Raw genomic sequence first — 26802 nt, 5'->3', positions numbered from 1 at the left:
TAGGCATTGCTAAACAGCTCGCCTTTGGGTTATGGGCGGTCGGGAGTTCTGAAGTGACTGTGCAGTTTAATGCTGCGCGTCATACATAAGTAGATTGGAACTGGTCACAGGAGGGGCTCATGCCCGACTCATTGGATGGGTATTCACACGAAAACCAGGCTGCTGCTTCGGGTCAGGCCCCCGCGTCCGCGAGGGAAGAGGGCGGCGCTCCCTTCTACACCCCCCCAGCCCTGCCCAAGGGCGGTGGCACGGTCTCGGTCGGTGGCGGCATGCTCTCGGCGGGTGGCCCGGACGGTGCGGCGGGTTGGCAAATGCCCCTGCCATCGCCGGCTGGTCGTGCGCTGTCGGCGGAACTGGCGTTGTACTACTCCTCTGGCGGCGGTAACAGCGCCTTCGGCGCCGGCTGGGATTGCGACCTGCCGGCGATCTTCTGCATGACCCGCTTCGGTTTCCCTAAATACGACGGCAACGACCGAATGGTCGGCCCGTCCGGGGAGGAAATCCTCAAGGCCGGTGCACCCCATGACCGCACAGCCTTGCCGTTCGCCGAGGCCTCTGGTGGTGAGACCTACAGCGTCACCCCTTGGTGCCTGCGCAGCGGCGCGCCATCGCAGCGTCTTGAGCATTGGGTCGTCAAAGGCGCTGCGGCTGACCCTGGTTTCTGGCTGCACTGGCAGCCCGATGGCAGCCTTTCGTTGTTCGGCTGGTCGGCCTCTGCACGTCTGCACGATCCCGCAGCCCCTGAACGTGTGGCGGGCTGGTACCTGGAGGAGCGCGTTTCGGCCCGTGGCGAGCACCTGGTGTACCGCTATCGCGCCGAAGACGACAAAGGCTGCAGCGACCAGGAGCTCAAGGCCCACCCGCAGGTCGCCAACCTCTATGCCGATACTGTCTATGCCATGAACGCCACGCCTTCGCAGGCGCTGCTGATTCCCCAGGACGGCTTCGACGAGACGGATTTTCTCACCTTCACCCAATTCGACTATGGCGAGCGCGGCGCCGATCCCGAGCGGGTGCCTGGGCTTGCGCCGGAGCAGGATTGGCCGGTGCGCGACGACTGCCATTCGTTCTGGCGCTATGGGTTCAACGTGCGCATCCGCCGGCTGTGCCGTGATGTGCTGCTCTGGCACCGCACCGCACGCATGAACGGCGAGGCCGACGACACGCCAGAGCTGGTGGCACGGCTGCACCTGCAGTACGACAGCGGCCCGGTCTGCAGCATTCTGGTGTCGGTGCAACAACTGTCGAGCGTATCCGACTGTCGCTTGCCGCCGATGGAGTTCGAGCTGACCCGACCTGGCAGAGCTACGCCCGGTTGGGAAGCGGTGCCAGCGCTCGACGGCTTCTGGGCCCCTGCATGGCAGATGGCCGACTTGCAGGGTGAAGGCGTGCCAGGGCTGTTGTACAGGGATCGGGGCGCCTGGCATTACCGGCCGCCGATGCGCCCGGACAAGGCCCGAGGCGCGGCGCAGGATGCGATCATCTGGGGGGCGCCGCAGCTCTTGCCCAAGCGTCCGGCCGATAGCACCGGCAGCCTGACCGACCTGGATGGCGATGGCCGCCCCGAGTGGTTGATCACCGAATCGGGAATGCGTGGCAGTTTCACGCTGGCGCCCGACGGTATCTGGGGGGCGTGGAAACCGCTGTTGGGCTTGCCCAGCGAGTATGGCCATCAGGCTGCGCAGATGACTGATCTCACCGGCGATGGCCGCTCCGATGTGGTCATGCTGCGCGCCCTCGGCCCACGGAGCGTACGGCTATATCCCTCCGCAGGCGCCGACGGCTGGCTGGCGGCGGTCACTGCAGAGTACGCAGGGCGCGAAGCGCTGCCATCACTGGATGGGGCCGACCGGCAACTGGTCGCCTTCGCCGATCCTGCCGGCAGTGGCCAGTCGCACCTGCTGCGCATCACTGGCGACAGTGTGACGCTCTGGCCGTCCCTGGGCTATGGCCGGTTCGACGAGGCCATCAGTATCCCGGGTTTCAAGGTGGAGGATTTCAACGCCTCGCGGGTGTTCCTCGCCGATACCGACGGTGCGGGCACCACCGATATCCTTTACCTGGAACCCGCCCGTATCCGTGTGTTCATCAGCCAGTGCGGCAACCGTTTCGTCGAGGGGCCTGCGATCGAGATGCCGCAGGGGGTGACGCTGGACAGTGAAGCCCAGCTGCAGGTGGCCGACATCCGTGGCCAGGGGACTGCCGACTTGCTGGTGACGGTGCCGGGCCATGGCCCTGAAAAAACACCCCGCAGTTGGCTGTACCGCTTCAACGACCACCGGCCGTGGTTGCTGTCGACCATCGTCGACAACATCGGCAACCGCACCGAGTTGCAGTACCGCAGCTCGGCCCAGGCCTGGCTCGACGAAAAGGCCGAGCAACTGGCCCGCGGCCAGACGCCGGTCAGCTACTTGCCGTTCCCGGTCCATACCGTGAGCCGGATCACGACGATCAATGAAATTACCGGTTTGTGCATGGGTCGCGAGACCACCTATCTCGGCGGCGTGTGGGATGGCCGCGAACGTGAATTTGCCGGGTTCAGGCGCCTGATCCAGACCGACACCCATGACATGGTCCGGTCGATGGCCGCCCATCTGTCGCCGCCCTCGCGTACCTGCACCTGGTTCTACACTGGGGTGGAGGCGCTCGATGCGGTGGCTGACGACGCCTTTGTCGACATGGATGCCCGATTCCCTCAGGCTCCACCGCGTTTCACCCAATGGCGTGACGATGCAGAGGAGGCGCTCGAGGTAACGGGGGCGCTGCGCGCCTGGTTGTACCGCGCGGTCCGTGGCCAGGTCATGCGCAGTGAGGTGTACGGGGAAGACGGCCATCCGCGTGCCGGCAACCCCTACAGCCTCGAGCGCTCGCGCCTGCAGATCCGGGCCTTGGCCAGTGCCGATCCTCAGCGACCGAGTGCGCTGGTGACGCCGGTCCAGCAGCTGGCATTCAGCTGCGAACGGGTGCCGCAGGACCCGGTGGTCGCCCAGACGCTTGTTCTCGCCCAGGACTTGTATGGCAACGTGCTGCAAAGCGCTGTCGTCAACTATCCGCGTCAGTTGCGCGAGGCGGACCTGGTCAAGGAGGAGGGTGAGCGGCAGATCTATCCCGACAGCTTGCCGGCGGGCTTGATCGAGGCAAGTTGCGATGAGCAGCAGTACGACTGTTGGGTCAATCTGACCCGCTCCCGCGTGCACAATCTGGTCCGTGGCGATGACTTTGTCATCGGTCTGGCGGATGGCACGCGCCGGGATGTGATCAAGCTGGCGGCCAGCGACGTGCCCATGGACGGTTTCAGTGTAGAGAACCTGGCAGTGGATGAACTGCTGATGGCCGATCCGCAGAGGACGACGCTGGTCGGCTACGAGAAGGCGATCTGGCGGCAAGCCGATGGCTCAGGCGCCGCGACGGTCCCTTCGCGTCAGGCACTGCTGGCCTATACCCGCACGGCGATGCTCGACAAGGCTTCACTGGATGTCCTGCGGCCGACCTTCGAGCAGACCTTGGGCAATCTGGTGGAGCAGGCGCTGGCCAACCCGAATGCCGACCCGGCTGTGCTGCGCCGGGTGCGCGATCGCCTGCCGCACGTGACGGCGGTTGCGACCTCGTACTCACTGCTGATGGCTTATCTGCAGTGCTCGCCCCAGGACGAGCAGGCGCTCGGGATTCTGCGCGCAGCGCTCAAGACCGTGATTTCGGTGGATGCCTTGCGCGAGCGGCTGTACCAGGCCGACGCTGCGGTGTTGCCGGAGGGCTTGCAGGCGGCGTTGCGCAAGCAGAGCCGTGTGGCCGATGCGGCCCTGCCAGCGGTGGTGGCATGGTTCGCCGGCCAGGCGCAAGGCAGTGCGGATCTGCAGCGCCTGCATGGCGCAGTGGCGGACGGACTGGGCGTGACCGGTGCTGACAGCGTGTTCTGGCGAGTCGTGCTGGCCAACCTTGCGATGCGCGGTGGTGATCCAACCCACCCAGTCCAGCTCCAGGCATGGTTGGTAGACGTCCAGCACTTGCTGGACACCCGGGTGCAGGCCGAATCCCTGACCGAGCTGCTCAAGCGTGGCGGCTATGTCGCCATGAGCCGACCGGAGGATGCCGAAGAACTGGCCGAGCCGCACGATCCCTCCGATACAGGCGCGCCGTCGATTCCGTGGTCGCCGCCAGTCGAAGAGGCGTACTGCGGCCACCACGGCATTTCGGAGTATCGTGGCGCCGAGCATTTCTGGATGCCCGACACCGTCCAGGAAAGCACGGTGACTGGCCCCAGCCAACTGCAGTACAGCGCCCATGACATCGCCGTGTGCAAAGTGACCGATGCTGCCGGTCTGACCTCCACTGTCGAGGTGTATGACTGGCGCTTCATGCAGCCAGTGCAGATCAAGGACGCCAATGACAACACCCACACCAGCAGCCTCGATGCTCTGGGGCGGGTGATGCATACCCGTTTCTATGGTACTGAAACCCCGGCAGGCAGCGATGAAGCCGTCATGAGCGGCTTCTCCCCCGATGCTGCCTTCACGCCCCCTCGCACGGTCGAGCAGGCCGTGGCCCTCAACGAGAGAAAAGGGTTGCCGGTGGCCATGGCATTCACCACCGTGGTCGACAGCTGGATGCCCTTGGCGCTGCAGGCCGATGGTCGTGTCGTGGGCACCCGCCGTTGCGGTGCATTGGCCTGGCAGCGGGATGCGCAGCGTTTGCGTCGGGATGGCATAGAGGTGTCTGGCGAGCTGTTCATGGCCGGGCGCACGCCACCCCATGTGATCCAGATCCAGCCCGACCGTTATGACAACGATCCCGAGCAACAGGTGCGCGTGCAGGTGTCGCTGACAGGCGGCTCGCAGTTGTTGCAGGTCGCCATCCTCAATCCGGGCGGCGAGGCGTTCGTGCGTACCGAGGAAGGAGGCCTTGCTCAGGATCAGGATGGGCACGCGGTGTCGGCTCACACCGAGGTGCGCTGGGCGGTCACCGGCAAGACCGAGTTCGACAACAAAGGGCAGGCGGTTCGAATGTGGTTGCCGTTCTACCTCGACGACTGGCGCTGGGTCAGCGACGACAGTGCGCGTGAAGGCATCTATGCCGACACGCATTTTTACGATGCGTTGGGCCGCCAATGCAGGATCGTGCGCGCCAATGGCGAGGATGTCGAAGGCGAGTGGGCGAACTACGAGCAGCGCGTGCAGGTATACCCCTGGTTCAAGGTATCGGAGGACGAAAACGATACCTGGCAGGAGGTCATCGAGCGGGCACGGCTCAAGGCGCGCAGTACTTTGCATTGAGGCGCCGGCCTCGGGCCATCGATGTGGCTCGAGCAACGTGCCGATGGGCTGGCGGGCAGCCCATCGGCAATGGTCACGCGGGCGGGGGCGGGTATCGCTGGCTGGTCATTCCTCTTCGCGCTGCAACACCAGCAACAGCACCGAGCGGCCCTGTACCTCGAACAGGCTCTCGAACGCCAGGTGCTGTGCCTTGCGCAACTGCGGCCGATCGGTATCGACCAGGCAACTCCAGTGTTCGCCTTCAGGTACGCTCGGCAGCTTGAACGGCACCACGTCATGGTGCGCATTGACGATCAGCAGCACCGTCGCTTCCGCTCCTGGCCGGGCAATGCCGCTGACTTGCGCGCGGCCGTCGATCAGCATGCCCAGGCAACGCCCGTGCGGGTCTTCCCACTGCTCCACACTCATCTCGCTGCCGTCGGGAGCGAGCCAGGTGACGTCCTTGACTCCGATCGCCTCGTTGTAGTCGCCGACCAGGAAGCTCGTACGGCGCAGCACCGGGTACTGCAGCCTGAGCCGGGTCAGACGCTTGACGAAGGCCAGCAGTTGCGTGCCGTCCTCGTCCAGGTCCCAGTTGACCCAGCCGATCTCGCTGTCCTGGCAGTAGGCGTTGTTGTTGCCATGCTGGGTGCGGCTGAATTCATCACCCGCGACGATCATCGGCGTGCCTTGGGACAGCAGCAGCGTGGCGAAGAAATTGCGCATCTGGCGCATGCGCAAGGCATTGATCTGCGGGTCGTCGGTGGGGCCTTCGACGCCGCAGTTCCAGGACAGGTTGTTGCTGGTGCCGTCCTGGTTGTTCTCGTCGTTGTCCTCGTTGTGCTTCTCGTTGTACGAGACCAGGTCGCGCAGGGTGAAACCATCGTGGGCGGTGATGAAATTGACGGAGGCGTAAGGGCGCCGGCCGCGGTTGTTGAACATGTCGCCGGAGCCTGTCAGGCGCGCGGCAAAATCGGCCAGTTGGCCCTCGTCACCTTTCCAGAAGGCGCGAGCCGTATCGCGGAAGCGGTCATTCCATTCCGCCCAGCCGGGGGCGAAGTTGCCCACCTGGTAGCCGCCGGGGCCGCAGTCCCAGGGCTCGGCGATCAGCTTGACGCTGCGCAGCAGCGGGTCCTGGCGGCAGGCGACGAGGAAGCTGTGACGTTCGCTGTAGCCGTCGTGATAGCGGCCCAGGATGGTCGCCAGGTCGAAGCGGAAACCGTCCACATGCATCTCGCCTGCCCAATAGCGCAGTGAGTCGGTGACCAGTTGCAGTACGCAGGGGTGGCTCAGGTCGAGGGTATTGCCGGTGCCCGAATCGTTGATGTAGAAGCGTTTGTCGTCAGGCATCAGGCGGTAGTAGGAGGCGTTGTCGATACCGCGCATGGACAGGGTCGGGCCACGCTCGTTGCCCTCGGCGGTGTGGTTGTAGACCACATCGAGGATCACTTCCAGGCCCTTCTCGTGGACGTGCGCGACCATCTCCTTGAACTCGGCGATCTTGCCACTGGCCAGGTACTTGGGATGGGGGGCGAAGAAGGCCAGGGTGTTGTAGCCCCAGTAGTTGTTCAGGCCCTTGTCCAGCAGGTGCTGGTCGTTGACGAAGGCGTGCACGGGCAGTAGCTCGATGCTGGAAACGCCCAGGTCCTTGATGTGGGCCAGCAGCTCGTCGTTGGCAAGCCCCGCGAAAGTGCCGCGCAGATGCTCGGGCACTGCCGGATGGCGCATGCTGATGCCACGGGCGTGGGCTTCGTAGATGACGGTCTGCTCCCAGGGAATCTGCACCCGCTGGTCGCGACCCCAGGTGAAGGCCGGGTCGACGACCTTGCACTTGGGCACGAAGGGGGCGCTGTCGCGTTCATCGAACGACAGGTCGTCGTCGGGGTGCCCCAGGGTGTAGCCGAACAGCGCCTCGGACCATTTCAGCTCGCCCACCAGTTGCTTGGCGTAGGGGTCGATCAGCAGTTTGTTGGCGTTGAAGCGGTGACCGTTCTGGGGCTCGTAGGGGCCGTGCACGCGATAACCATAGACCAGCCCAGGATGCGCGTCGGGCAGGTAACCGTGGTAGATCTCGTCGGTGTATTCGGGCAGCTCGATGCGCTCGAGCTCGTTTTCGCCGGTCGCGTCGAAGATGCACAGCTCGACCTTGGTGGCGTTGGCGGAGAACAGCGCGAAATTGACGCCCAGTCCGTCCCAGGTGGCGCCGAGCGGGAAGGGCAGGCCCTCGCGAATCCGGGAGGGCGCGACGGAACGGGTTTTCTTCGGCGTGCGTGGGTTCATGGCAGTCCTCGTCGGGCCAGGTGAATTCAACTCGGCAGTGCGCTGTGGGAGCGGGCTGGCCCGCGAAAAAGACACTGCGCTGCCTGGCACGGGCTACGCCCGTGTTCGCCGGCAAGCCCGCTCCCATAGGGAGGGGCTGGCCTTTGGATGTTTAACAAGACAGCCGCTCCCACAGGTCATGGGTTGAGCTGCAGGCGGATATCAGCCGGCGGCGGGCTTGCGCGGCGCCCGTGGTTTCTTCTCGGCCACAGGCTTGCCCGCCGGCAGCGCGGCGGCCTTGGGTTCGGCAGGTGCCTTGGGCTTGGCCGGGGCCTTCTTGCGTGGTGCGGCCTTGGGCGCCAGGGCCTCGGCTTCGGCCAGCTTGTGGGCCATCTCCCAGTGGCGCTCTTCCTGGCCTACCGGTTTACCCTCCGACTCCCAGATCTGGTAGGCGAATTCGCGGATACGCTTTTCATCGACACTCATTTCGACGCTCCTGAAGTTCATGCATGTTCAATCAACAGGTTGAGCGGAAATTCCGACAGCACATTGCTCAGCATCAGCTCCCTAGAAGGGCTGACAGCGGTGTGTGCGAAAAGTCCCGTGCAAGTGGCAGGCGACAAGGCAAACGGCAGGATCAGCCGGGTATCGTCCCAGTTCTGTGCTGGGATCAGGGGGATCGGGGCCGCGTCCAGCAAGCTGCTGGCCAGCCGTGGCACGATGACGATGGCACGCTCGCCCTCACCGAGGCGGGCGAAGGCCAGCACCTTGTCGGCGTGGCGACCCTGGGCGTTGAGCGGCAGGTAGGCACCGCGCAGGAACAGCTCGGGATGCGCTTGGCGCAGGTCCAGCACGCGGGCGATCAAGGCCTGCTTGATGCGTCCGTCGCGCCAGTGTTCAAGCAGCTCGGCCTCGGGCAGGCTGGCGTCGAGGCTGGCGCGTCTTGCCGGGTAGTCCACTGGGCGGCGGTTGTCCGGGTCAACCAGGCTAAAGTCCCAGTATTCGTTGCCCTGGTACAGGTCGGGAACACCCGGCGTGGTCATGCGCAGCAGGCACTGGACCAGGCCATTGAGCGCACCGGGGCAGGCGATGCGCGCGGCGGCGTCGGCGAGCGAGTGGCGCAGTTGCTGGTTTTCGCGGTCGAGCAAGAGGCCATCGAGGTAGCGGGCGCAGGCCTGTTCGTAGCGCTCGTTGGGGGCAGCCCAGCTGCTGCGCAGCTTGGCTTCGCGCAGGGCTTTCTGCTGCCACTGGCGCACGCGCTCGGCAAACTGCGCGAGCCCTTTCGGGTCGTCACGGCCCAGCTCCATGGGCCAACTGGCGAGCAGGGTCTGGAACAGCAGCAACTCATCGCCGGGGCTGGGTGCCGGGCCGTCTTCGAGGGTTTCACGCAGCGGCTCGGCCAGTTCGCGCCAGTGCTCGACGCGGCTGGCGAGCCACTGGCTGTGTTCACTGAGCACCGCCAGGCGCGCGCGACAGTCTTCGCCGCGCTTGTGGTCGTGGGTGGCAGTGGCCAGCAGGTTATCCGGGAAGTCACGCAGGCGGCGTTGCGCTTCGTTGTGGAACTGCGCAGGTGTGGTGCTGAACCGCTCGGCCTCGAAGCCCACGTCGTTGCGCGAGAGCAGGCGGGCGCTGCGGTAGAACGCGGTGTCCTCGACCGCCTTGGCGGCGCTGGGTGCGGTCAGTTGCTGGAAGCGCACGCACGCATGGCGCAGGTGCTTGCGGGCACGGCCGACAGGCAACTGACGCCAGGGCTGTCCGCCGAGCCAGCGCTCGAAGTGTTCGAGCAATGGCCAGTCGGCTTCGCCGAGCGACTGCCGGGCACCTTCCAGGGCGCGCTGGAAGAACGCCTCATCCTGCTGGGGACGGCCACAGGCATTGATGTAGGTGCGGTACACCGGGTAGTGCTCGACCAGCGCCTGCAGGGCACGACGGATTGCGCCGAGGGTGAGGTCGCGGGTCATCAGATCGTCGCGGGCGACCTGCAACAGCGCCTGGGCCACCGACTCGCAGTCACCGGCCAGGCTGGCATTGAGTACCAGACGTCTTGCGATGCGCACTTCCTCGTCGAACTCGGGGCGCTCGCTGACGTTGCGCCAGAGGTCGGTCAACGGCACTTCGCCGGACGGGTCGTGCTGCAGCAGCGAGACCTGGTTCATGAACTCGTAGCCGGTGGTGCCGTCGGTGAGCCAGTCCTGGTGCAGGTGCTCGTCGGCACCGAGGATCTTTTCCACGTAGATCGGGAAATGCTCGAGTGCCGCTTCTGGTGGACGCAGGACCAGCAAGTGATCGACACGGCGGCGCAGGTTGCGGCAGTAGCGGCGAGGGTCGGCCAGGCCGTCGATATGGTCGATGCGCAGGCCATCGACCAGGCCGCGAGCGATCAGCTCGAACAGCTTGGCGTGGGTCGCTTCGAACACCGTCGCTCGCTCCACACGCAGGCCGCCGAGTTCGTTGATGTCGAAGAAACGTCGCCAGTTGATGTCGTCGGCGGCGGTGCGCCAACTGGCCAGGCGATAGGTCTGGCGCTCGAGCAGCAGGTGCAGGCGCTTGAAGCCCGCTTCGCTGTGGCTGTCGAAGGCGGCCAGGGCCTGCTCCAGGTGGGCGCCCTCGCGTACCAGGTGGGCCAGTTCCGCGTGCAATGGCAGGCTCTCGGCCAGTGGGTCGGTGGAGTCGCCCAAGGCGCCGAAGCGCATGCCCAGCGCCTGCAGCGAGGGGGCATCGCTCTGGCTGAGGATCCGTCCGTAATCCAGCGGACAGATCGGGAAACGGTGCTCGTAGTGCTCGATCTGCAGCACCCCGTGCTCAGCGTCGAAGGTCAGCGGAATCTCGCCATTCTGCAGGGCGATGCCATAGTCGTTGCCCAGGAACGGCAGCAGCAACTGGCCAGCCAGCAGCGGGTCGCTGGAGTGCCACTGGATATCGAAGAATTCGGCGTAGGGGCTGCGCCGCCCCCAGGCCAGGAGGCTCTGCCACCAGGGGTTGTCGGCACCGCCCACGGCCATGTGATTGGACACGGTGTCGAGGATCAGCCCCATGCCGTGCTGGCGCAGCGCGGCCACCAGCCGCTGCAGCGCCGCTTCGCCGCCCAGCTCGGGATTGACCTGGGTCGGATCGACCACGTCGTAGCCGTGCCGGGAGCCGGCGCGGGCCTTGAGTATGGGTGACGCGTACAGGTGACTGATGCCCAGCCGGGCGAAGTAGGGCACCAGTGGCACGGCATCGTCTAGGGTGAAGTCGCTGTGAAACTGCAGGCGCTGGGTGGCGGTCAAGGGCTTCATCGGTCGCGCTCCCAGGCTTGTTCGCGGGCCTGCGCCAGCAGTTCCAGGCGACGTGCGGCATCCTCGTCGTCGAGCAGTTCGCTGACGGGCAGGGCGAAGCGTCGACGCCAGTTGGGGTGGCCGTCGGTGGTGCCAGGCAGGTTGGGTTGTTCGTCGCTGCCAAGCAGGTCTTCGAGTGGGACCAGCACGAGCGGTGCGCGGGTGTGGCCGACATAACGGATGGCGGTGTCGATCAAGGCGTCGTTATCCTTCAAAGGGCCATAGTTCGCTTCCAGGCTGCGGCGCAGGCCGTGAATCTCCTGCTCGCGCTCATGCCGCCAGTGCAGTTCGGTGGCGGCGTCGATCAGTTGCAGGCGGTGGTTCCAGTCGATGTCCCGTGCTCGCAGCCAGCCGGCCAACGGGGCGAGGTCGTGGGTGCCGGTGGTGGCCAGGGCGGTATCGGGCCAGTCGAGGATCGGTTTGAAGTGGCCGGGCGAGGTCTGCTCGAACGGCAGCACGCGCATGCCCAGCACGCCCTTGTCCGCCAGTTGCTCACGCAGCCCGGGCGGTACGGTGCCGAGGTCTTCGCCGAGGATCACCGCCTGATGGCGTGTCGATTCGAGCGCCAGCAGGCGCAGCAGGTCTTCGACGGGGTAGTTCAGATACGCCCCCTCGCTCGGCTTGGCGCCGCGCGGGATCAGCCACAGGCGGCGCAGCCCCATCACGTGGTCGATGCGCAGGCCGCCGGCGTGGGCGAGATTGGCTCGCAGCATTTCGATGAAGGCACGGTAGCCGTTGCGCTTGAGGCCGTCGGGCGAGAAGGCGCAGATGCCCCAGTCCTGGCCCGAACGATTGAGAATGTCGGGCGGCGCGCCGACCTTGAGGTCGGCCAGCAGTTCGTCCTGGCGGCTCCAGGCCTGGCTGCCGGCACCGTCGGCACCCACCGCCAGGTCAGCGATCAAGCCGATGCCCATGCCGTTGCTGCGCGCGGCATCCTGGGCGCGTTGCAGGCTGCGCTCGGTGAGCCATTGGCAGAAGGCATGAAACTCCACCAGCGCCGGGTAGGCCGCAGCCATGGCCTGCACTTCCGGCTCCTCGGGGCTGCGCCAGGCGTCCGGCCATGCGCGCCAGTCGGCGCCCAGGCCTTGCTCCACGGCTTCGGCCTGCAGCACTTCGAAATGGCAATGGTGCTCCAGGGCTTGGCCAGCGGACTGGCGAAAGCTGTCGAAGTCCGGGCGCAGGGGGTGTTCCCTCTGGCTGAAATCTGCATACAGCGCCTTGAGCAGCTTGTGCCGCACATCGGCCGCGCGCGGCCAGTCGACCAGCGACGTCTGCTCCAGGTCTTCGAGGCTCTGGGTCAGGCCCGCAGCTTTGGCCGCCGTGCGCACCTCGCGCTCGCCGAGCAGTGCCGAGGGGCTGGCGTAGAGGGTGTTGAGCAACAGGCGGCTGGATGGTGAGTAGGGGCTGAAGTGCTGTTGGTCGTACATCGACAACGCATGGATCGGGCTGATCGCCAGCGCATCGGCGCCTCGCTCTGCCGCACTGCGCGCCAGTTGCTCCAGGGCCAGGCAGTCGCCATAGCCACCGTCACCAGGGCGGCGCAGGCTGTAGAGTTGCACGGCCAGGCCCCAGCAACGCGGAGGGTGTTGCTCGGTGCCGTCCTGCAGGCTGTGGCAACGCGGCGGCGCGACGGCGATGGTGACCTGTCGGTCATCGATTTCCAGGCGGTGGTAGCCGATAGGCAGTTCGCCGGGCAGTTGTGCCAGTGGGTCGAGGGTCAGCGCGTGCACGCTGCCGTCTTCCTGGGTGCAGCGTACCGGGCTGTTTGGGCTGAACCAGCGTGCCAGGGCCAGCGGCTGGCCAAGGTCGGCGGTGAGCAGTGGCGGCAGGTGCTCGCTGTCCTCGAGCTGCTCCAGGGCGGCCAGGCTGCGCGCGATGGCCGCGTCATCCTCGGCCGGATGGCCAAGCCCTTGCAGAACCCGGCGCAGAGCCTCGTCAGATACCTGCTGGGGACGATCGTTCGCGTCTATCCAGTCGCGGGCAAGGCCCGCGCGGGCGGCGAGACGGTGCAGGGGCATTTCGCTCATGGCGTCTCCAGGCGAGAGGGAAGCAGGCTGACCACGCAGCTGTACGCGGCCAGGGTGGAGTCTGGATGGGCGTTGTCACTGCTGTCGAACAGGCGTGTATCTATGCCTGGCAAAGTAATGGGCTGCGCAGATGCGCCAAGGTTCAAATCGATGCGCAACTCGCAGCCGTCGCCCAGTCGCCAGCGGGCGCTGAGGGCTTTGTCGCCGAGCACTTCGACGCCCAGTGCGCGGCTGCCCACCAGGCGCGGGACGATCTGGCGATGGCGGATATCCAGCAGTTGGTGATAGAGGCCGTGCCAGCCAGCGAGCACTTGTGTGTTGACCGGGCGTGAAGCTTCGAAGGTTTGCAGGGCGTTGGGGTCGGGTATGTGCGCGCGCTTCTCGGGGTCGGCGAAGGCTGCGAAGTGGGCGAACTCGCCGCGCCGACCTTCGCGCACGGCATCGGCCAGCTCATCGTGGAAATCGGTGAAGAACAGGAACGGCTGGCAGCTGCCTTCTTCGTCACCCATGAACAGCAGCGGGATCATCGGCGCCAGCAGCAACAGGCCGGTGGCGGCCCGCAGCGCCGGGGGCGGGCACAGGCGGCTGAGACGCTCGCCAAGTGCGCGGTTGCCGATCTGGTCGTGGTTTTGCAAGAACAGTACGAAGGCACTCGGTGGCAAGTGAGCGCTGGGCTCGCCACGGGGTGTGCCATGGCGATTGGGCTCGCCCTGAAACACGAAGCCTTCGCTCAGGCAGCGGGCCAGTTGCTCGATCGGGCGGTGCTTGTAGTCGGCGTAGTAGCCTTCTGTCTCGCCCGTGAGCAGCACGTGCAGGGCGTTGTGGCCGTCATCGTTCCACTGTGCGTCGAAGCCTTGCTCAAGCAGCGCCGCTTGATTGTGTTCGTTCTCCAGCACCAGCCACACTTCGCGGCCCGGCTCGACAGCGGCGCGCACGCGGCGGGCCAGTTCGACGAGAAAGTCCGGCTGGTCGATGGCGTGCACGGCGTCCAGGCGCAGGCCATCGAAGCGGTAGTCGCACAGCCACATCAGGGCGTTCTGGATGAAGAACTCGCGTACTTCTGCACGGCGAAAGTCGATGGCGGCGCCCCAGGGGGTCTGGCGGTCTTCACGGAAGAACCGGCTGGCGTACTGCGGCAGGTAATTGCCGTCAGGGCCAAAGTGGTTGTAGACCACATCGAGCATCACCATCAGCCCGTGGCCATGGGCCTGGTCGATTAGTGCGCACAATTGATCCGGGCTGCCGTAAGCGTTGTGCGGGGCGAAGGGCAGGGCGCCGTCGTAGCCCCAGTTTCGCTCGCCGGGGAACTGGTTGATCGGCATCAGCTCGATGGCGGTGATACCCAGTTCCGCCAGGCGTGGCAGCTGCTGGGAAACACCTGCATAGCCGCCGAGCAGGCCCACGTGCAGTTCCTGGATCACCGCCTCGTGCCATGGGCGGCCGCGCCAAGGGTGCTGCCAGCCGTAACGCTGGAGATCGACGACTTCACTGGGACCGTGCACGCCGTCGGGCTGGTAGCGCGACGCCGGGTCGGCCACCTTCAGGTGGCCGTCGATCCTGAAATGGTAGCGATCACCCGCCTGGCAGGGAGCGATACCGCTGAACCAGCCATCTCCCTCGGACAGCAGCTCGACAGACGGCTGCCGCTCGATTTCCACGCTCACGTTGCGCGCATCCGGCGCCCAGAGGGCGAAGCGCGCCGACGTGGCGTCCAGTTGCTGTGCGCCATGCCTGTGCATCTTCGTAGCCCTCGTTCAGTAGTGGCGGCTGCGTGCCTGGCAGACCAGTTCCTCGTAGAGGCGAGCGTAGGGTTCCACCGCCTGGCACCAGTTGAACGGTTGGGTCATCGACAGGCAGCGCATGGCATTGAGCAGGTCTTTCTTGCCGTGTACGTAGAAGGCGCGGTTCAAGGCTTCGCGGTAGCTCTCGGCGCTCGACTCGTTGAACAGGAAACCCGTGACGCCATCTTCGATGGTGTCGGCCAGCCCACCGGTATTGCGTGCCACCGGCAGTGAGCCGAAACGCTGTGCGTACATCTGGCTCAATCCGCAGGGCTCGTAGCGCGAGGGCATCAGCAGGAAATCGCTGCCGGCGAACATGCGCCGGGCATCGGTTTCGTTGAAGCCGATGCGCACGCCGATGCGACCAGGATGGCGCAGGGCCAGATCGCGCATGGCCTGTTCCTCTTCCGGCTCGCCGCGGCCGATGATCGCGATCTGCCCGCCTTGCTGGACGATGTCGGCGGCCACGCTCAACGTCAGGTCCAGGCCTTTCTGGTAGACCAGGCGCGAGACCACGGCGAACAGCGGCCCTTCGGACGGCTCCAGGCCGAACAGCTCGCGGACCTGCTCGGCATTGCGCGCCTTGCCTTCCCAGTCGTTGATGCTGAAGTTGTGCAGCAGATGGGTGTCGGTGGCCGAATCCCAGCTCTCGTCGATGCCATTGGGGATGCCGCCCAGCAGGCCTTGCTGGGCCTTGCTGGCGAGAAAGCCGTCGAGGCCGCAACCGAACTCGGGCGTGGTGATCTCTCGGGCGTAGGTGGCACTGACCGTGGTGATGTGGCTCGAGTAGGCCAGCCCGGCCTTGAGGAACGACAGCTTGCCGTAGAATTCCATGCCTTCCTGCTGCATGGCATGGTCGGGAATGGCCAGCTCCGGGCTGCAGCCTCGGCTGTAGACACCCTGGTACGCCAGGTTGTGGATGGTGAACAAAGTCGGTGTATTCAGGCCGCGCCAGTGCATGTAGGCAGGCGCCAGACCGGCTGGCCAGTCATGGGCGTGCACCAGATCGGGGCGCCAGTGCGCCATTGCATCGCCTGCGGCGATCTCTGCGGCGGCCAGGCCCAGGCGGGCGAAACGGATGTGGTTGTCCGGCCAGTCACGGCCATTGTTGGCACCGTATGGGGTGCCTTCGCGCTCATACAACTCGGGGCAGATCAGCACGTAGATGACCAGGCCATCCGGCAGGTCCATGCGCCCGATCTTGCACGGCGGAAGCGCAGCATGGCCACCGAGTTCGCCAACGATGTGAATGGGGTTGTCGCTATCGACCACTTGCGGGTAGCCGGGGATCAGCACACGCACATCGTGCAGGTGTGACAGCGCCCGGGGCAGGGCGGCGGAAACATCGCCCAGGCCGCCCGTCTTGACCAGGTCGGCGATTTCGGAGGTGACGAACAGCACCTTGCGCTTGTGCGGATTGTTGCGGCGCGTGGTAGCGGGTGCCTTGCCTGTCGTGGCGAAGCCAGGTGCAACAGGCTCGCGATTTTCCAGGTTGAATGATTCTGCGTGAGGCTCGACAGCGGCACTGATCATACTTCTCTCCGTCCCTTGTTCATGCGGGTGCTGGCACCCGTTACGTTTATCTCGTATCTGTTCTCGCTTTGGCTTTCAGCATCTTCGTAGTGCATTCCTTGCCCCATGGTCGTGCGCGCAGGCACAGCGCGAGCGGCATTCCGGCCGAACAGGCGCCTGGACAGTGTGGGGTGGGCGGGCTGACGCGTGAGGAAGTCCCTTTGCGTGGCCTACTTACTTCCTGACCTGCCCGTGTTTCGGAAAGTTCGACTTGATTGCGTCACTGGTTTTCGGAGCAAAACACGGGCCGAATCCGCAGTGTAGGGGACGAAAGGTAGGCAGGATGACCCGCTGGTCACAATTTGCATGACCGTTGATCTGCGCAAACGTTGGCGCACCAAAGCCGCAGCGACATTGCGTTGCTGCGGCGCAACAGGCATCCGTTGGGCGGGGAATGCGGGCAGTGTCAGGTGGTCGGCAGCAGCGAGGAATGGTGGTGGTGGATCAGCCACTGCTGGCCATCCCAGCGGTAGGTGAAGGTGTAGCGCGCAGCGACCTGTTGCCCGGTCTTGGCGAAGTCGAAGGTGTACAACCCGGCCAGTGTGGCTTTGTTGCAGGTCTGGCTCAGGTGATGAGTGTCGAGCTTGCCGGAGGGCTGGTCGGCGAGGAAGTGCTTGAAGTAGTCGAGGCGCTCGACGGTGGTCAGGCGTGGGGTTTTGGAGACCGTCGGCAGCAGCACTGCATCGTTTTCGTACAGTTTGGCCACTTGCTGTGGATCGCCGCTGCGCAGGCTGTCGTTCCAGCGTTCGAACAGCGCCAGGGCTTGTTTCTCGTCGAGCTGCTGGCACGGCTGCGGCGCGGCGTGCGCGTGCAGGCTGAGGCTTCCCAGCAAAACGAGCGGGAGCCAGTACGTCAGTTTGTTCATGGGTGTTTTCCACGCGAAGCAGGCACCGGAATGGGCCCGCGGCGTCGCTCAATCTAGGTAGCCTGAGATGAGACCTATATAGGAACAGGCGACTATCTTTGAAGGCATTTTCGCTGGTTAAGGAGGCGGGGTACGACAGGGCGTCGCGTGCGCAGGGGCTGCGCGGTGCGGCGAAAGGTCAGCGTCCGGCAGCCTTGTTGCCCAGGCGGGCCTGTTCGAGCAACAGGTTCAGCTCGGCCACCTGTTGCCGCAGTTGGTCGCGCTCGTCCTTCAGTTGGCGCAGTTCGTCGCGGCGCACGGTGACATAGAGGGTCTGGGGGGGAGTGGCAGGCATGTAGGTACCCATGAGCACACCTCGCAGTTTGGCTGGTGACAGTGACAAGCGTAGACGCTTCGTGCGGCGCGCATTCTGAATTCTTTCCCCGCCCTTGGGAACTTTTTTGTTTATGGTGGTCACGCCGTTCGTCGGTGAACCCTCGTGCGGTACGCTGGACTAACCTGAACACCTGAATCGCGTTCGTCATCTATTTCGCAAGGGGAGCATCGGCACATGCAACTGGGAATCGTCGGGCTGGGCCGCATGGGCGGCAATATCGCAAGACGGCTGATGCGCGCAGGCCACCAGACCGTGGTACATGATCGCAACCGTGAGGCCATCAGCGCCTTGAGCGACGAGGGTGCCCTTGGCGCCCACGACCTGGGCGCGCTGGTACAGAAACTCAAGGCGCCTCGGGCCGTTTGGATCATGCTGCCGGCGGGTGAGCCCACCGAGCAGACCATCACCCAGCTCGCCGAGCTGCTGGAGCCGGGCGACGCGATCATCGATGGCGGCAACACCTTCTACAAGGATGACGTGCGCCGAGCTGCTCACCTGTCAACGCGTGGCCTGCACTATCTGGACGTAGGCACCTCCGGTGGGGTCTGGGGCTTGGAGCGCGGCTATTGCATGATGATTGGCGGCGAGAAGGGTGTGTTCGAGCGGCTGGAGCCGTTGTTCAAGGCGCTGGCCCCGGGTGTGGGTGACATTGCGCGTACGCAGGGGCGCACGGGCGAGCCTGGGCGTGCCGAGCATGGCTACATTCACGCCGGCCCGCCCGGTGCCGGGCACTATGTGAAGATGGTGCACAACGGTATCGAGTACGGCCTGATGCAGGCTTATGCCGAAGGTTTCGACCTGCTGCGCAGCAAGGGCGGCCCCGAGCTGCCCGAGGACCAGCGTTTCGACCTGAATGTGGCAGAGATCGCCGAAGTCTGGCGGCGTGGCAGTGTGGTCACTTCCTGGCTGCTCGACCTCACCGCCGATGCGCTGGTTGCCGATCCGCACCTGGCCCAGTTCAGCGGTTCGGTGTCCGACAGCGGTGAAGGGCGCTGGACCATCGATGCGGCGGTCGAGCAGGCGGTGCCGGTGCCGGTGTTGTCCAGCGCGCTGTTTGCCCGTTTCCGCTCACGCCAGCAGCAAGGCACCTTCGGCGACAAGGTGTTGTCTGCCATGCGCCTGGGCTTTGGCGGCCATGTCGAGAAGAAGGGTTCATGAGCAAACAGACGATTCCCGCAGCGCCGCCTTGCACGCTGTTCCTGTTCGGCGCCAATGGCGACCTGGTCAAGCGCCTGCTGATGCCGGCACTGTACAACCTCAGCCGTGACGGTTTGCTGGACCGCAACCTGCGGATTGTCGGGGTCGACCATAATCACGCCAGTGCCGAGCAGTTCGCCGAGCGCCTGCACGACTTCATGATCGAGCGCGACAAAGGCGGCGAGGGGGCGGGCAAGTGTCTGGACGAAGGGCTGTGGTCGCGCCTGGCCAAGCGCCTGGATTACCAGACCGGCGACTTCCTGGACCCTGCGACCTATTCGGCGATCGGCAAGCGCATCGCCAAGACCCGTCACGGCAACGCCATCTTCTACCTGGCCACTTCGCCGCGTTTCTTCCCAGAGGTGGCCCAGCGCCTGGGCGAGGCCGGCTTGCTCGACGAGTCTGCGGGCGGTTTTCGCCGGATGGTGGTGGAGAAGCCGTTCGGTACCGATCTTGCCAGTGCCGAGGCGCTCAACGCCTGCCTGCTCAAGGTGATGAGCGAGCGGCAGATCTATCGCATCGACCATTACCTGGGCAAGGAGACGGTGCAGAACATTCTGGTCAGCCGCTTCTCCAATGGCCTGTTCGAGTCGTTCTGGAACAACCACTACATCGACCACGTGCAGATTACCGCCGCCGAGACGGTCGGTGTCGAGACGCGTGGCGCGTTCTACGACAATACCGGTGCCTTGCGTGACATGGTGCCCAATCACCTGTTCCAGTTGCTGGCGATGGTCGCCATGGAGCCACCGGCAGCCTTCGGCGCCGACGCCGTTCGCGGCGAGAAGGCCAAGGTGATCGGTGCCATCCGCCCCTGGTCGCAGAAGATGGCGCTGAAGAACTCGGTGCGGGGGCAGTACGTGGCGGGCAAACAGGGGCGCAAGCGGCTGGCCGGTTATCGCGAGGAAAACAATGTCGACACGCAAAGCCGCACTGAAACCTACGTCGCGCTCAAGGTGATGATCGACAACTGGCGCTGGGCGGGTGTGCCGTTCTACCTGCGTACCGGCAAGCGCATGAGCGTGCGCGACACCGAAATCGCCATCTGCTTCAAGCCTGCACCTTACGCGCAGTTCCGCGAGTCGGAGCTGGAGCGACCCAAGCCCAACTACCTGAAGATTCAGATTCAGCCCAATGAAGGCATGTGGTTCGACCTACAGGCCAAGCGCCCCGGGCCTGAACTGGTGATGGAGAACGTCGAGCTGGGTTTTGCCTACAAGGACTTCTTCAAGATGACCCCGGCGACCGGTTACGAAACCTTGATCTACGACTGCCTGACCGGTGACCAGACGCTGTTCCAGCGGGCCGACAATATCGAGAATGGTTGGCGTGCGGTACAGCCATTTCTCGACGCCTGGGCCAAGGGGGGCGAAGTGCACGAGTACGAGGCGGGTGAGGATGGGCCCGAGGAGGGCAATGAGTTGCTGAGCCGGGACAAGCGCGAGTGGCACCGCCTGGGCTGAAAGACGGCTGAGCGTCTTGTTCACAATCTAGAGGCCAGCCCAATCCCTGTGGGAGCGGGCTGGCCCGCGAACACGGGCGCAGCCCGTGCCAGGCTGCGCGGTGTCTTTTTCGCGGGCAAGTCGGGGCGCCGAACCGCCGCTCCCACACGTACCGCTCCTTCAGGCGAGTGCGTCAATCAGTGGCGACGGTGCTTCTTGTTCTTGTCGCCCAGGTGGTTGCCGATCGCGCCGCCGGCTGCGCCGCCAAGGCCGGCGCCGATGGTCGAGCCATTGCTGCCGCCAAGTTTGCCGCCCACCAGCGAGCCGCCGGCCGAACCCAGGCCGCCACCGATGGCTGCTTCGGTGCGGTTGCCCTTGCGTGCGCCAACGGCGCTGCCGGCTGCGCCACCCAGGCCCGCGCCGATGGCGGCGCCGGTGCTGCCGCCGATCTGTTTGCCGACGACGTTGCCCAAGGCACCACCCAGGCCGCCGCCAATGGCTGCGGTACCGTCACCGGCGAACGCTCCCTGGCACAGCAGCAGGCCCAGGGCGAGGGAAGGCAGAGTCAGACGCATGATTTCATGAACCTCGAAGGAATCATCAGGGTTGAATGCCGCAGGTGTGCGGCGGATAGGGATTGGGCAGACGCTTCAGCGGTAATAACGGTCACGGTAGCGACGATCGTCGTCATCGCGATCATCGCGGTGATGATAACGGTGACGGTCGCGGTCGCCGTCACGCCAGCCATCGTCATCATGGTGGCGATGGCTGTGGCAACCGGCGAGGAGCACGACGGCGGCGATCAGCGAAACACTGGCAAGGCGTAGCATGGCGATGGAAATCCTTGATCCGCAAAGGTTTACGGGGCAACTGCTGAGACCGGGCAGGATTCATTTGGTTTCAAAGCGGCACAAAATATTACCGCGCAAGGGACAGGCGGCGTGCCTGTGGGCTGCTGTTCTGTCCCGCTCGGTCATGGTCGCGGGCCTGCACGGCTCCTAGACTGTCAGGCAGGCCGCGACGAAGACGGCCATCTGCCACACGGTGAATCATGATGATCGCCCATACCCCTACGCTGTTCGCTGCGGTCGCGCTGGTGGCGACGATCCTGGCCTTCTGCCTGTTGCTGGTCGGGCAGTTCAACCGAGGCGACAACCTCTTGCTGACCGGTTGTGGGCTGTTGGCCCATGCCTTGGCCTATGTCTGTTACACGTTGTTCGGGCATGCGCCTCTGTGGGTGAGCTATGCCTTGGGCAACAGCCTGCTGTCGCTGGCGCTGGCGTTCTATTCAGCGAGCCTGTTCCGGATGCGCGAGCGCCCGGTGCCGTGGCGGCCTATCTTCGCCATTCCGCTGTTGATGCTGCTGGGCCTGATGTCGCTGCTCGAGACGGTGGAGCCGCGCATGCTGCTGGCGACCCTGGTGCTGATGTTGCAATGCGCGTTGATTCTCTACTGGGCCCGGCAACGGGCCCTGGGCAAGGGCCGGGCACACCTGCTGCTGGTGATCGGTGCTGCCATCAGCCTGGTGGGGCTGGGCATGCGGGTGGTGGCCGTGCTGGCGGGCACGGCGCAGGAGATGCGCTACGACACCAGCAACCTCAAGCAGACGGTGTCGGTGGCCATCGGCACGGTCACGGTGATGATGTATTCCATTGGTTTGGTGCTGATGGCCAAGGAGCGCAGCGAATCGCGCTTGCAGCACCTTGCCGGACACGACGTGCTGACCGGGACGGGTAATCGTCGCGCCATCCTGGAACGTTTCGAGCGTGAGCTGGAGCAGGCGCGCGTGGCGCAGTACAGCCTGGCCGTGGCGATGATCGATATCGATCACTTCAAGCGTATCAACGATGTGCACGGTCATCTGGCAGGGGACGAAGTGCTGTGTCACTGCGTGCGCCAGTTGCAGCAGAGGCTGCGCGAAGGGGACAGCCTGGGGCGCTACGGCGGCGAGGAGTTCCTGCTGCTGTTGCCACGAACCGAGGGGGAAGGCGCCCTGGCGGCGCTGAACGGCCTGCGCGAAGCCATGGCGAAGAACCCGGCGCGGTTCGCCGGGCTGGAGATCGAGCTGTGCTTCAGTGTCGGGCTCTGGTGCGGTGTGCCGGGTGAGGGTGATACCCCGGCACGGCTGATCGCCCAGGCCGATGCCGCGTTGTACCTGGCCAAGGCTGGCGGGCGCAATGCGGTGCGGCTGGCGGCTTGATCCTTCGCACTTACGGGGAGGCTACCGGGCGAATGCGCCGTCGAACGACGTGTCGATGATCGTGCCGGTGTCCAGGTGCTTGGGCAGGGTGCCGGTCTGGACAAGGAAGTCGGCGGTATCCTGGTAGTCCTTCGCGGCCTGCGCATCGACCGGGCCTACGCTCATGTCGGCCTGGCCGATCCAATGACGCGAGACGCTTTGGTCGAGGTTGGCTTTCTTGGCCCAGAGGTCGGCATAGGCTTCCTTGTGCTCACCGACCCAGGCCCGGGCTTTCTGCAGACGGCCCAGGAAGTCCTCAATGGCGGCGTGCTTGCTGTCGATCGAGTCGTTGCGCGCCGCGATGCTGCTCAGGCCAGGCATCAGGCCCTGGGCGGTGACCAGCTTGCGCGCACCGGAAAACACGATCTGTTGCGAGATGTACGGTTCCCACACCGGGAAGGCATCGATACTGCCGTTGGGCAGTGCGGCGGCAGCATCGATTGGCATCAGTTTGACGAACTCGACGTAGTCATGCGGCAGGCCGGCCTTGTCCAGTGCGCGCAAGGTCAACTGCTGGCTCCAGGCGCCGGGCCAGTAGGCGACCTTCTTGCCCTTGAGGTCGGCAATGGTCTTGGCGGGGGAGTCCTTGGGCACCAGCAGGGCGATGGTGTCGAGGTTCTGCCGTGAGACGCCGATCAGCTTGACGGGTGCCCCTTTGGCGGCCAGGAACAGAAAGCCCGAGTCACCGAGAAAACCGATGTCCAGGCCACCGGCCTCCAGCCCTTCGGCCACCGGTGCGGCCGACTGGAAGTGCTTGAACTCGACCTTGTAGGGCGCATCCTTGAGCGCCCCGGAGGCTTCCAGCGATGCGCGCACGTTGTAGTAGTTCTGGTCGCCGATGCGCAGGGTGACCTGCTCGGCGGCGATGGCTTGCGCCAGCGGGGTGCCAAGGAACAGGCCGGCGAGGGTGACGCGAATCAGGTGGTGCAGTTTCATGGGGCTTCCTCAGCTGGCCTGGCGAGTGTCCAGGCGTTCGATCTGGCGATGGATGGCGGGGATCAGGGTCTTGCCGTATTCGATGGTGTCGTTCAATGGATCGAAGCCGCGGATCAGGAAGGTCGAGACGCCGAGCTTGTAGTACTCGCCCAGCGCCTGGGCGACCTGCTCGGGGGTGCCGACCAGCGCGGTGGAGTTCCAGCGTGCTCCGGTCAGGCGGGCAACGCCCATCCACAGGCGTTGATCGAGCACTTCGCCCTGGTGCGCGGCGGCCAACAGACGCTGGGAGCCGACGTTCTCGGGGTGATGGTCGTGCAGCGCTAGCCCGAGTTTCTGGCGTGCGTCGCGGACCTGTTCGAGGATTTCGGCGGCGTGCTTCCAGGCGGCTTCCTCGGTATCGGCGACGATGGGGCGGAACGATACCGAGAAGCGCGGGGCGCGCTGTTGCGCGGCGGCAGCCTTGCGGACCTTGGCGATATGCTCAGCGACGGCGGCCAGGGGCTCGCCCCAGAGCATGTAGGTATCGGCATGTTGCGCGGCGACCCGCACCGCGGCATCCGATGAGCCGCTGAAGTAGATCGGAATATGCGGGCGCTGCACGGTCCTTACGGCGGGCGAGGCGGCGTTGAAACGGTAGAAGTCGCCGGCGAAGTCCACCGGTTGTTCGGCGGTCCAGATGGCCTTCAAGGCGTCGAGGTATTCACCGGTGCGCGCATAGCGGTGGTCGTGATCGAGGAAGTCGCCGTCGCGTTGCAGGTCCTGGTCATTGCCGCCGCTGACCACATTGAGGGCCAGGCGGCCCTTGCTGAACTGGTCGAGGGTCGCCAGTTGCCGTGCGGCCAGGGGCGGGCTGATCACCCCTGGACGGTAGGCGAGCAGGATACCCAGGCGCTCGGTGGCAGCGACGGCGAACGAACTGACGACGGCGCCTTCCGGCCCGTTGGAGAAGTAACCGACCAGAATCCGGTCGAAGCCTGCTGCTTCGTGAGCCTGGGCGAAGCGACGCACGTAGTCGGGATCGACCGCATCGCCCGTGGGTTGGTCGACCTCCGAGCCGGGTGACGCGGTGATCATGCCAAGGATTTCGACGCTCATTGCTGGGTTCCTTTGGTGGGACAAGGCTGCCTGGCGTTGAGCGGTTTATAAGAAAACGAGCTGGCCGGGCTTCTTCTTAGAATCTAACGGCCAGCGATAAATGATGGAAATTCATTTTTTGCATATTCTAATATGCAAAATAATTTTATCCCCCTGGTCAGGGCGTTCCGTTTCTGCCGTGCAGTCGATAGCCTTCCCGCTCGCTCAGGCGCGCGTAGTAGTCATCCACTGCAGGCAGGTGCGGGTGCTTGAACGGTGTCTGGAACCAGCGGTTTACCGACAACCCGATCGGAATGTCTGCCAGGGAGAGCGTTTTGCCGGCAACGTAGGCGCCGGTCTTTGCCAACTGCTGGTCGAGGATCTGCATATGTCGCGACCATTCGCCGATGCTGGCATTGAGCGCCTGTGCATCCTGATGCGCTGCCGACTGCCTGACCAGAGACATGAAGGCGTAGCTCCAGGAGCGGTTGAGATCGCTGGCCTGCCAGTCGATCCATTGATCGACACGCGCTCTGGCCACTGCGTCGGCCGGGTAAAGCCCTGCCGCTTGACCATAGCGGTTGGCGAGATAGCGGACGATGGTGTTGGACTCCCACAGCGTCAGGTCGCCGTCCTGGATCACCGGGACCATGGCATTGGGGTTCAGGGCCAGGAACTCCGGGGTCTGGGTCGACTGAAAGCCTGAGCCCCAGTCTTCCTGTTCGAAAGGCACGCCGATTTCAGCGCAAGTCCAAAGCACCTTGCGCACGTTGATGGAGCTCGCCTTACCCAATATTCGCAGCATGTCATCATCCTTTTTGCATAGCGGCCGAAACAGCAGTGTGCTGTGGCGACCAAGCGTATCTCTAAAAGCCCTGCCTGCGGTCATGGAACTGAAACCTTTCTCCCTGCGGATGGTGGTTTTTTGCTAGCATTCGGTCCCTATAGCACAATCGAATAAAAATCTGTTTCGGTTGTTGTTAAAGTAATAACGCGTGACATTCAAACGTATCGAAAGTCGGCCCTCGCGTTCAGCGAGAGGCCTATAAGAAAAGCTAGAAAGGAGCACACATGTACAAATGCACATTGCCAGTGGCCGTTGCACTGGCCAGCCTGTCGCTGGGGGCGCAGGCTGCAGGTTTCGTGGAAGACAGCAAGGCTTCGGTCACTGCCCGTAACTTCTATATCAACTCCGACAACCGCAATGGCACTGCCAACCCGTCCAAGCAGGAAGAGTGGGGCCAAGGCTTCATCTTCAACTTCACCTCCGGCTACACCCAGGGCACCGTCGGCTTTGGTGTAGACGCCATCGGCCTGACCGGTTTCCGCCTGGATTCGGGCAAGGGCACCCACTACAACCCGACCAGCACTGCCAAGGGCGGTACTGTGTTCCCGACCGATTCCGATGGCCGCGCCGTTGACGACTTCAGCAGCCTGGGCGTAACCGGCAAGGTCAAGATCTCCAAGACCGAAGCCAAGCTCGGTGTACTGCAGCCCAAGCTGCCAGTAGTCACCTACAACGACGGTCGCCTGCTGCCGCAAACGTTTGAGGGTGGCCAGATCACCTCCAACGAGATCGACAACCTGACCCTGATCGGCGGCAAGCTCGAGCATGCCAAGGGCCGTAACAGCACCAACATGGATTCGCTGACCATTGCTGCTCCTAGCGGCGGCACACCCAACCGTCGCAGCAACGCGTTCTACTACGCCGGTGCCGACTACAAGCTGAGCAAGGACCTGCTGCTGCAGTACTACTACGGCAACCTGGACGACTTCTACAAACAGCACTTCCTGGGCCTGACCCACAACCTGGCGCTGCCGGTTGGTGCGTTGAAGTCCGACCTGCGTTACTTCTACAGCGATTCCGATGGCAAGAACGCCAGCACCGAAGGCCGCCTGGCTGGCTATCGCGCCTCGGGCTACCAGAACAACGGTGAAGTGGACAACCGCACCTGGAGCGCCAAGTTCACCTACTCGCTGGGCAGCCACGCACTGAGCGCCGGTTACCAGCGTGTCAACGGCACCAGCGACTTCCCGTTCCTGAACCAGGGCGACGGTGCTAGCGCCTACCTGATCACCGACGTGCAGATCGGCAAGTTCCTGCGTGCCGGCGAGCGCACCTGGCTGGCGCAATATGCCTACGACTTCGCCGCGCTGGGCGTACCAGGGCTGACCGCCAACGCCATCTACCTGAAAGGCACCAACGTCAACTCGGCGGGCTCGGACCGCTCGGAGTGGGAGCGTGATTTCAGCCTGGCCTATGTTGTTCAGGAAGGCACCTTCAAGGGCCTGGGCCTGCAGTGGCGTAACGCTTCGCTGCGCACTGACGTGGCCAACCAGCGCGACCAGGACGAAAACCGTCTGATCGTGAGCTACACCTACAACTTCCTCTGACATCGCGTCAGCCCGGTCACGGGTAGGTGTAATAAAACAAACCCCACCAGGGTTCTCCCTGGTGGGGTTTGTTT

The 26802-nt window shown here is 64.6% G+C and carries 18 protein-coding genes; 5 read left to right on the top strand and 13 right to left on the bottom strand.

Features of this window, described 5'->3' with window-relative positions:
* Nucleotides 1–119 precede the first annotated feature (119 nt).
* Nucleotides 120–5270 carry a SpvB/TcaC N-terminal domain-containing protein gene (locus HU748_RS05595; protein WP_186719599.1) on the top strand — a complete coding sequence of 1717 codons (5151 nt, stop codon included), beginning with the start codon at nucleotides 120–122 and terminating at the stop codon, nucleotides 5268–5270.
* A gap of 105 nt (nucleotides 5271–5375) precedes the next feature.
* Here HU748_RS05595 and glgX read toward each other — a convergent pair whose 3' ends face one another.
* The 8 genes from glgX to HU748_RS05555 form a co-directional block, all read right to left on the bottom strand.
* Nucleotides 5376–7529 carry a glycogen debranching protein GlgX gene (gene glgX, locus HU748_RS05590; RefSeq protein ID WP_186719598.1) on the bottom strand — a complete coding sequence of 718 codons (2154 nt, stop codon included), beginning with the start codon at nucleotides 7527–7529 and terminating at the stop codon, nucleotides 5376–5378.
* 201 nt (nucleotides 7530–7730) lie between these two features.
* Nucleotides 7731–7994: a DUF2934 domain-containing protein gene (locus tag HU748_RS05585; protein WP_186669466.1), complete on the bottom strand. Its 264-nt coding sequence runs from the start codon at nucleotides 7992–7994 to the stop codon at nucleotides 7731–7733.
* A 17-nt stretch (nucleotides 7995–8011) separates the two neighbouring features.
* Nucleotides 8012–10786 carry a malto-oligosyltrehalose synthase gene (locus HU748_RS05580; RefSeq protein ID WP_186719596.1) on the bottom strand — a complete coding sequence of 925 codons (2775 nt, stop codon included), beginning with the start codon at nucleotides 10784–10786 and terminating at the stop codon, nucleotides 8012–8014.
* A complete protein-coding gene (malQ, locus tag HU748_RS05575) occupies nucleotides 10783–12852 on the bottom strand; it encodes a 4-alpha-glucanotransferase (protein WP_186719594.1) in 2070 nt (689 codons plus the stop codon). The genes HU748_RS05580 and malQ overlap by 4 nt, the downstream gene beginning before the upstream one ends.
* Nucleotides 12849–14591 carry a malto-oligosyltrehalose trehalohydrolase gene (treZ, locus tag HU748_RS05570; protein WP_186709730.1) on the bottom strand — a complete coding sequence of 581 codons (1743 nt, stop codon included), beginning with the start codon at nucleotides 14589–14591 and terminating at the stop codon, nucleotides 12849–12851. The genes malQ and treZ overlap by 4 nt, the downstream gene beginning before the upstream one ends.
* A gap of 15 nt (nucleotides 14592–14606) precedes the next feature.
* Nucleotides 14607–16166, bottom strand: coding sequence for a glycogen synthase GlgA (glgA, locus tag HU748_RS05565; protein WP_186669459.1), 1560 nt, complete (start codon nucleotides 16164–16166; stop codon nucleotides 14607–14609).
* Between the two features lie 445 nt (nucleotides 16167–16611).
* The gene (locus HU748_RS05560; RefSeq protein ID WP_186719592.1) at nucleotides 16612–17070 is read right to left on the bottom strand and encodes an SgcJ/EcaC family oxidoreductase; all 459 of its coding nucleotides are present in this window, start codon (nucleotides 17068–17070) and stop codon (nucleotides 16612–16614) included.
* Between the two features lie 178 nt (nucleotides 17071–17248).
* Entirely contained in the window at nucleotides 17249–17416 is a 168-nt protein-coding gene (locus tag HU748_RS05555) for a DUF6026 family protein (RefSeq protein WP_186669448.1), read from the bottom strand.
* Nucleotides 17417–17596: 180 nt separating this feature from the next.
* Between HU748_RS05555 and gnd the strand changes: the two genes are divergently transcribed.
* Together gnd and zwf are read left to right on the top strand one after the other, a co-directional pair.
* Nucleotides 17597–18604 carry a phosphogluconate dehydrogenase (NAD(+)-dependent, decarboxylating) gene (gnd, locus tag HU748_RS05550; RefSeq protein WP_288375576.1) on the top strand — a complete coding sequence of 336 codons (1008 nt, stop codon included), beginning with the start codon at nucleotides 17597–17599 and terminating at the stop codon, nucleotides 18602–18604.
* Entirely contained in the window at nucleotides 18601–20106 is a 1506-nt protein-coding gene (zwf, locus tag HU748_RS05545) for a glucose-6-phosphate dehydrogenase (protein ID WP_186719588.1), read from the top strand. Before gnd ends, zwf begins: the two co-directional genes overlap by 4 nt.
* Before the next feature lie 176 nt (nucleotides 20107–20282).
* Here zwf and HU748_RS05540 read toward each other — a convergent pair whose 3' ends face one another.
* Both HU748_RS05540 and HU748_RS05535 read right to left on the bottom strand, forming a co-directional pair.
* Nucleotides 20283–20660, bottom strand: coding sequence for a glycine zipper domain-containing protein (locus HU748_RS05540; RefSeq protein ID WP_186669443.1), 378 nt, complete (start codon nucleotides 20658–20660; stop codon nucleotides 20283–20285).
* A 75-nt stretch (nucleotides 20661–20735) separates the two neighbouring features.
* Nucleotides 20736–20915, bottom strand: coding sequence for a hypothetical protein (locus HU748_RS05535; protein ID WP_186719586.1), 180 nt, complete (start codon nucleotides 20913–20915; stop codon nucleotides 20736–20738).
* Nucleotides 20916–21139: 224 nt separating this feature from the next.
* Here HU748_RS05535 and HU748_RS05530 point away from each other — a divergent pair, with 224 nt between their 5' ends.
* Nucleotides 21140–22285: a GGDEF domain-containing protein gene (locus HU748_RS05530; RefSeq protein WP_186669658.1), complete on the top strand. Its 1146-nt coding sequence runs from the start codon at nucleotides 21140–21142 to the stop codon at nucleotides 22283–22285.
* 21 nt (nucleotides 22286–22306) lie between these two features.
* On the opposite strand, the gene HU748_RS05525 is transcribed toward HU748_RS05530, so the two are convergent.
* The 3 genes from HU748_RS05525 to HU748_RS05515 form a co-directional block, all read right to left on the bottom strand.
* Nucleotides 22307–23260, bottom strand: a complete 954-nt coding sequence (locus HU748_RS05525; protein ID WP_186719584.1) for an ABC transporter substrate-binding protein — start codon at nucleotides 23258–23260, stop codon at nucleotides 22307–22309.
* Nucleotides 23261–23269: 9 nt separating this feature from the next.
* Complete coding sequence (locus HU748_RS05520) at nucleotides 23270–24334, bottom strand: LLM class flavin-dependent oxidoreductase (RefSeq protein WP_186719812.1); 1065 nt, start codon at nucleotides 24332–24334, stop codon at nucleotides 23270–23272.
* Nucleotides 24335–24512: 178 nt separating this feature from the next.
* Complete coding sequence (locus tag HU748_RS05515; RefSeq protein ID WP_186708637.1) at nucleotides 24513–25139, bottom strand: glutathione S-transferase; 627 nt, start codon at nucleotides 25137–25139, stop codon at nucleotides 24513–24515.
* Nucleotides 25140–25405: 266 nt separating this feature from the next.
* On the opposite strand from HU748_RS05515, the gene HU748_RS05510 reads away from it, so the two are divergent.
* Complete coding sequence (locus HU748_RS05510; protein ID WP_186719582.1) at nucleotides 25406–26728, top strand: OprD family porin; 1323 nt, start codon at nucleotides 25406–25408, stop codon at nucleotides 26726–26728.
* Nucleotides 26729–26802: the final 74 nt, after the last annotated feature.

Source organism: Pseudomonas sp. RW3S2 (genome assembly GCF_014268955.1).
Taxonomy (GTDB): Bacteria; Pseudomonadota; Gammaproteobacteria; order Pseudomonadales; family Pseudomonadaceae; genus Aquipseudomonas; species Aquipseudomonas wayambapalatensis.
This window is presented reverse-complemented; position numbering and strand designations above follow the sequence as displayed.

What these genes read in the sequence shown, in the direction of transcription:
- HU748_RS05595 (WP_186719599.1), top strand. Translation starts at nt 120, where the DNA reads ATGCCCGACTCATTGGATGGGTATTCACACGAAAACCAGGCTGCTGCT.
- glgX (WP_186719598.1), bottom strand. Translation starts at nt 7,529, where the DNA reads ATGAACCCACGCACGCCGAAGAAAACCCGTTCCGTCGCGCCCTCCCGG.
- HU748_RS05585 (WP_186669466.1), bottom strand. Translation starts at nt 7,994, where the DNA reads ATGAGTGTCGATGAAAAGCGTATCCGCGAATTCGCCTACCAGATCTGG.
- HU748_RS05580 (WP_186719596.1), bottom strand. Translation starts at nt 10,786, where the DNA reads ATGAAGCCCTTGACCGCCACCCAGCGCCTGCAGTTTCACAGCGACTTC.
- malQ (WP_186719594.1), bottom strand. Translation starts at nt 12,852, where the DNA reads ATGAGCGAAATGCCCCTGCACCGTCTCGCCGCCCGCGCGGGCCTTGCC.
- treZ (WP_186709730.1), bottom strand. Translation starts at nt 14,591, where the DNA reads ATGCACAGGCATGGCGCACAGCAACTGGACGCCACGTCGGCGCGCTTC.
- glgA (WP_186669459.1), bottom strand. Translation starts at nt 16,166, where the DNA reads ATGATCAGTGCCGCTGTCGAGCCTCACGCAGAATCATTCAACCTGGAA.
- HU748_RS05560 (WP_186719592.1), bottom strand. Translation starts at nt 17,070, where the DNA reads ATGAACAAACTGACGTACTGGCTCCCGCTCGTTTTGCTGGGAAGCCTC.
- HU748_RS05555 (WP_186669448.1), bottom strand. Translation starts at nt 17,416, where the DNA reads ATGGGTACCTACATGCCTGCCACTCCCCCCCAGACCCTCTATGTCACC.
- zwf (WP_186719588.1), top strand. Translation starts at nt 18,601, where the DNA reads ATGAGCAAACAGACGATTCCCGCAGCGCCGCCTTGCACGCTGTTCCTG.
- HU748_RS05540 (WP_186669443.1), bottom strand. Translation starts at nt 20,660, where the DNA reads ATGCGTCTGACTCTGCCTTCCCTCGCCCTGGGCCTGCTGCTGTGCCAG.
- HU748_RS05535 (WP_186719586.1), bottom strand. Translation starts at nt 20,915, where the DNA reads ATGCTACGCCTTGCCAGTGTTTCGCTGATCGCCGCCGTCGTGCTCCTC.
- HU748_RS05530 (WP_186669658.1), top strand. Translation starts at nt 21,140, where the DNA reads ATGATCGCCCATACCCCTACGCTGTTCGCTGCGGTCGCGCTGGTGGCG.
- HU748_RS05525 (WP_186719584.1), bottom strand. Translation starts at nt 23,260, where the DNA reads ATGAAACTGCACCACCTGATTCGCGTCACCCTCGCCGGCCTGTTCCTT.
- HU748_RS05520 (WP_186719812.1), bottom strand. Translation starts at nt 24,334, where the DNA reads ATGATCACCGCGTCACCCGGCTCGGAGGTCGACCAACCCACGGGCGAT.
- HU748_RS05515 (WP_186708637.1), bottom strand. Translation starts at nt 25,139, where the DNA reads ATGCTGCGAATATTGGGTAAGGCGAGCTCCATCAACGTGCGCAAGGTG.
- HU748_RS05510 (WP_186719582.1), top strand. Translation starts at nt 25,406, where the DNA reads ATGTACAAATGCACATTGCCAGTGGCCGTTGCACTGGCCAGCCTGTCG.